The 4,796-nt window shown below is 46.4% G+C and carries 6 protein-coding genes; all 6 read right to left on the bottom strand.

The window, feature by feature from the left end:
- Window positions 1-224: 224 nt before the first annotated feature.
- Window positions 225-818, bottom strand: coding sequence for a CPBP family glutamic-type intramembrane protease (locus QUA54_RS33740; RefSeq protein ID WP_172184571.1), 594 nt, complete (start codon window positions 816-818; stop codon window positions 225-227).
- Window positions 819-849: 31 nt separating this feature from the next.
- Window positions 850-2,040 carry a DUF3326 domain-containing protein gene (locus QUA54_RS33735; RefSeq protein ID WP_333419326.1) on the bottom strand — a complete coding sequence of 397 codons (1,191 nt, stop codon included), beginning with the start codon at window positions 2,038-2,040 and terminating at the stop codon, window positions 850-852.
- Window positions 2,037-2,228, bottom strand: coding sequence for a hypothetical protein (locus tag QUA54_RS33730; RefSeq protein ID WP_172184567.1), 192 nt, complete (start codon window positions 2,226-2,228; stop codon window positions 2,037-2,039). The genes QUA54_RS33735 and QUA54_RS33730 overlap by 4 nt, the downstream gene beginning before the upstream one ends.
- 57 nt (window positions 2,229-2,285) lie before the next feature.
- A complete protein-coding gene (locus tag QUA54_RS33725; RefSeq protein ID WP_006631117.1) occupies window positions 2,286-2,603 on the bottom strand; it encodes a 2Fe-2S iron-sulfur cluster-binding protein in 318 nt (105 codons plus the stop codon).
- A gap of 239 nt (window positions 2,604-2,842) precedes the next feature.
- Complete coding sequence (locus QUA54_RS33720) at window positions 2,843-3,382, bottom strand: Uma2 family endonuclease (RefSeq protein ID WP_333419324.1); 540 nt, start codon at window positions 3,380-3,382, stop codon at window positions 2,843-2,845.
- A 125-nt stretch (window positions 3,383-3,507) separates the two neighbouring features.
- Window positions 3,508-4,689, bottom strand: a complete 1,182-nt coding sequence (locus tag QUA54_RS33715) for a GTPase (protein ID WP_333419322.1) — start codon at window positions 4,687-4,689, stop codon at window positions 3,508-3,510.
- Between the last annotated feature and the right edge of the window lie 107 nt (window positions 4,690-4,796).

The following is a 4,796-nucleotide window of genomic DNA, read 5'->3' as shown; positions in this document are numbered from 1 at the left end:
GGCGCTTTTATCAACAAGGTATGCGGGCAGCAACTCTTATACAGTCTATCTCGTAGACCTCTTTGTCACCCCCCCAGGTCCAAACAAAGCCTAAACCTGCTATTTGTCAGGCAAATACGTCACCATTATCTTGCAGCCAAGCGAAAAAACGATCGGACTTCTCCTCGTGCGATCGCCTTGTTAGCGATTTCAATCGCCCGGTTTATGGTCGATATCCATCTATCCTACCGCTTCACCGCATGATTTTCCCATTTCCAAACACAGCTAGAAATCAAATTCGTGCAGATATGAGCCGTAATTGGCACTAACAAATTTCCAGTAGCTAAAACGCTGTAACCCAACAGCAATCCGACAGCAGTTGCCCAAACAGCATAAGGCCACTGATCCATGCCTCCCAAGTGCAGAATTCCGAAACAAAAACTCGATAAAACTAAACTGGTAACATTCAATCCCAAAGCAGACAGCATCACCCCTCGAAATAGCAATTCTTCGCTAAGTCCCGGCAGCAGTCCCAGCCAAATTAAATCAGGCCAAAACAAAGGTTTGAGCACTACTTCCAAGTAAACGTCTGCACTCCGGCGATAACCCGGCCAGAGGTGATAAACGATCGCACTGCCGCCTGTAATTGCCAGTCCCAGCGCACATCCTTTGAGCAAGTCCATTCCTATCAATTTGACTGGCAAAAGCGATACCGATCCAAATAGCAACCACAATTTAGCTACCGCCAGCAACATAATTGCTGTCACGCCCATTGCTACTAAAACTTGGGTGCGCGTCAAGGGTTCAATTTCAGGATTTCCGGGAAGTTTTTCTGCCACTTAATCACTTTTAGATTTGAGGTTTGAGATTTTAGATTTGTTTTGTTGAGTCAGACAAACAACGCAGGGAGGAGATGTCTGCACCCAAGGAAACTGGACTAATGCCCGCTCGCAAAGCGACCAAAACTCCGAGCGCCTCTAAATATGAGTTTACCTGCAAAGCTTTGATTCCGAGTTTTTCAGGAGTCGCCTGCATCTGGGTTTTGTTGTCGCCGACAGCGATGATTTGTACCGACGATCGCCCGCTCAAACTCAGAATAGCACTGCCGCCGCAGGCTGTGGCGGGTATCACTACCGCATCGACTCGATCGGCCCACAAATCCTGGGACTGGAAATCTCGCCTGTTTGCATAGAATTTCTCTCTTGTGGGGCGGGCATCTTGCCCGCCCAATACCTGCGTGCGGGCAAGATGCCCGCCCAATACCTGCGACAGGCAAGATGCCTGTCCCACAGTAGGAGTGACAAATTGAGGAGCTTTGCTGAGGCCGGCAAGCACGCAAGGTAGGAAAGTATAGCCGATTTCCTCAGCAGCCGATCGCGGGGACAGGTGCGGATCGAGGGGAAGCGCAGACAACGCGGGGGCGTGGGCGCAGGGGATTTTAAACGTCCTGACGATGAGGTGGCTGATGACAGCTTCCGCGCCCGCGAGGGGGTCAACTCCTTTGCCGCGGCGGTAGTTTTCGAGGGCAAGGCTGCCTTCATCGTCGGGAAATCTGGCTACAACTGCGATCGCCTCTACTCTTGCTTGTTCGATCAATTTTTCTGCAGCGCGCAATAAACTGTCTGGATTGCCGATCGTCCCCCAGGATGCCCCTGATTCGGAAATACGCAATTCTACTTGCAGGGGGCGATCGGTTAAAACACAATCCGTTATATTCAAACCTAATGTGGCTCTAGCAGCATCAACGGCTTGCAAGTGCCGCAACTGCAAGTCTGGTTCGATCGCGGAATCTAGGATTAAGCCGATGCGATTTTGATGTACCTGTTGTAAGCCCCAGCATCCTGCCGCAAATTTGTCAAGGGCGTAACCTTCAACGTAGAGAGCGTTAGGTATCGGCCAATAAAGTTGAGCACCGTTGAGGACGTTGGGGTGAGTGATCAGGGTATCTGAAATTTGGGCGATCGCCCTAGCAACGGGCAGCGCATCTCCTGCAAACCCACCCATCGAGGCTCCAACCCCTGTGGGGACTATCAAAACCACTGTTAAAGGGCGCCGGTTCACACTGTTACGGGGGATGCTTCCACGAGCACGTAGCCTTCTACCACAGCCTTTTGCCGATCGACATCCACGTCTGTGACTGCCCACCGCAGGGGTTCCCCGTGCTTTTGCAGTTCAATTTCAATAGCCGAGTGCAATTCTTCGGCGGTATCGTGGAGGTCAACTTCTGCGGAAATGAAATGGGTAGTCATCGGGCGATCCATAGTGGTTTTACGGAGATCGGTACTTAGGTAAATTTTAGCTTAGTCCTAGGATTTACCGAACTGGCGATCGTACACAATGTCTTCTTTTTCGGTTTCTATCTTCAAGTTCGATCGGGGATAAGCAATGCACAGCAACACATAACCTTCTGCCTGAAGTTCGGGACTGACGCCCATGCAATCAACTTGCTCAACTTCACCCTCAATAACTTTAGCAGCGCAAGTAGTACAAACCCCCGCATTGCAAGAGTTCGGCAGATCGATGCCCGCAGCGTTTGCCGCCTGGAGAATTTGTTTATCTTCCGGCACTTCAACCGTATAGGTAGAGCCTTGGTGGATCAATTCAACAGTGTAAGTCTTAGACATATTTCAATTATTCGTTTTAATTCCCAATTGGAATTTACGATAGATTTGCAAACAAAGCAATGAGTATTGTACCGCTGTTGGTGATTTTGTGCAAATTTACAACTGCATTTTTTATTGCTAAAAATTTTTATTAATTGCCTGGGGCGATCGGCATTTTGTCAAGGACTGTTTCACAAATTATCACAAGGATCGCGGGCGAACTCTGCCAGAAAGCACTTATACGTAACTAATTTTTGCCTTTAAGCCAACAACTCCTCAACAGCAACACTAAAACCCGTCAGCACTAACTGAGTGCTGACGGTAGAACCCTGGTTAAAGCTTAACTTTTGAGTTTGAGTCACGATCAATATCCAGCGACTTTCTGGAAAAACTATCCAAACTTCCAGACAACCCGAATCTAAATACTCTTGTGCTTTAAGAAAAATCTCTTCCGCACTATCAATAGGAGAAACTATTTCAGCAATTAACGGCGGACTTTGAGGCAAAGTAGAAACATCGCCAAATTGAGCCACAAGTTCAGGAGTCAGATAAGCTACATCAGCACGGCGCACTCGCCTGTCAGTACGACAAGGAACTTCGACATAAACTTCGCCGCCTTGTCCGCTAGAATCTTTGTAATTTCCCCAAGAACGATCTAGTCTAGATTGGATTCGACTGTGTTTTACTGTCATGCCATTTTTCTCCGCGATTTGCCCGTCCACCCATTCCATGCACTCGGGGGGATTAGCCATGAAATCTTCTATAGAAACATTTTCTGATAAAACGGCAGCCATTACCATAGCTATTTACTCCCTTTTGCAGAATTCACTGATATTGTAGCAATCAATTGGTAATGGGGAATTGGGAATTGGAACTAACAAATAACCTATGCCCTATGCCCTATGCCCTATGCCCCATGCCCAATTTACTCAATATTAATTTGATTGGGAGGTTTAGGTTGATTCTGTTGCTCATCCTTCAAAGTTTTACGCCCAGAACTAGCATAATCTTTGTACATTTCCACAAACATCTTGGTTAACTGCTGCAAAGAAAGTTCTTCCCCATTAATTTGAGCTTTCATATAAGCTTTAAGCACTTCAATGTAAGCCAAACCGAGGGCAAGCGTGAGAGCTGCTGCCGTTGCACCGGAGATAGCACCGCCCACAACCGTACCAGCACCCGGAATCATTTTAATCAAATTAGTCACAATACTTCTGCCAACAGCAGTCACCCCGCCTGTGCCGCTAATAGCAGACAGCATCGCCGAAATAAACCCCTTATCAAAGGGCATTCCAAAAATTACAGTAATATTAGCAATCATTGCCGTTTGCATCGTCATCAAAATCGGCGCATCAGCAAACGGTACAGGAGTGGCACCGACAATGGCAGAACCTGCAACATAAGCACTTAGATACTTAAATGCCATATCGGATTTGAGCGCAATGTTTGCAATTTGTTCTTTAACAAAAGCTTTTTTAGCTACTTCGGGCAGTAGTTGAAAAGTTGCATCGACCAACTTATCTAAACCGTGAGATTTTACTGTATAATCCTCATCTATTTCTTCCGGTTCAGCCATGACGGGGATAATTTGACTGACTGGCAAATTCATGTGTTCCAGTTGCTTGAAAAACTCGCTCGGCTTTTTAGATGTAGTCTGAGTCAGCACTAAAATCACTGGTACATCTTTGACTTCCATTTCTTTTAGCCAGCTTTCCTCCACAGATTCTATTCTATTGGCGCTGTGATTGATGCAGTACCAGATGACGTGAATGTGTTCTTTAGGGTGCAGGAGTCTTTGGTCTTCAATCAGTTTAGCAACGTTTAATTGAATAATTTTAATTTGTTCGGCGTTGAGTTCGAGTCCGGGAGTATCGTAGACTGTAATCGGGCAATTAGGTTTGGTATATTGGCGAATGCCTTGAGTGATGGGGCGGCCGACTCCGGTTTCTGCTAAGCGTTGGCGAAAAACGGAATTTATCAGGGTACTTTTGCCGACACCGGTTTTGCCGATGACTAAAACATTGCACTGTCCCACTTGGTTTTCTGCATCTTTGAAGGCGTAGTAACTTCTATTTAAAAGCTCGTCTAAGGAAAAGTCGTCTGACATGGCTGTTTGCTCCGATAATGGTGGGATATTAATTAGACCTCTTGCAAAAAAGATTTATGTTATAATTAGAGGTTTTAAATTTCATCCCCTAGAGCTAACTCATAATT

The organism is Microcoleus sp. MOSTC5 (assembly GCF_036701825.1).
Taxonomy (GTDB): Bacteria; Cyanobacteriota; Cyanobacteriia; order Cyanobacteriales; family Microcoleaceae; genus Microcoleus; species Microcoleus asticus.
Note: the sequence above shows the minus strand (reverse complement) of the source record. Positions and strands in the feature narration are given on the sequence as shown.

Excerpts from the sequence above, each read along its gene's own strand:
- QUA54_RS33730 (WP_172184567.1), bottom strand. The coding sequence starts at position 2,228 with ATGACTACCCATTTCATTTCCGCAGAAGTTGACCTCCACGATACCGCC.
- QUA54_RS33725 (WP_006631117.1), bottom strand. The coding sequence starts at position 2,603 with ATGTCTAAGACTTACACTGTTGAATTGATCCACCAAGGCTCTACCTAT.
- QUA54_RS33720 (WP_333419324.1), bottom strand. The coding sequence starts at position 3,382 with ATGGTAATGGCTGCCGTTTTATCAGAAAATGTTTCTATAGAAGATTTC.
- QUA54_RS33715 (WP_333419322.1), bottom strand. The coding sequence starts at position 4,689 with ATGTCAGACGACTTTTCCTTAGACGAGCTTTTAAATAGAAGTTACTAC.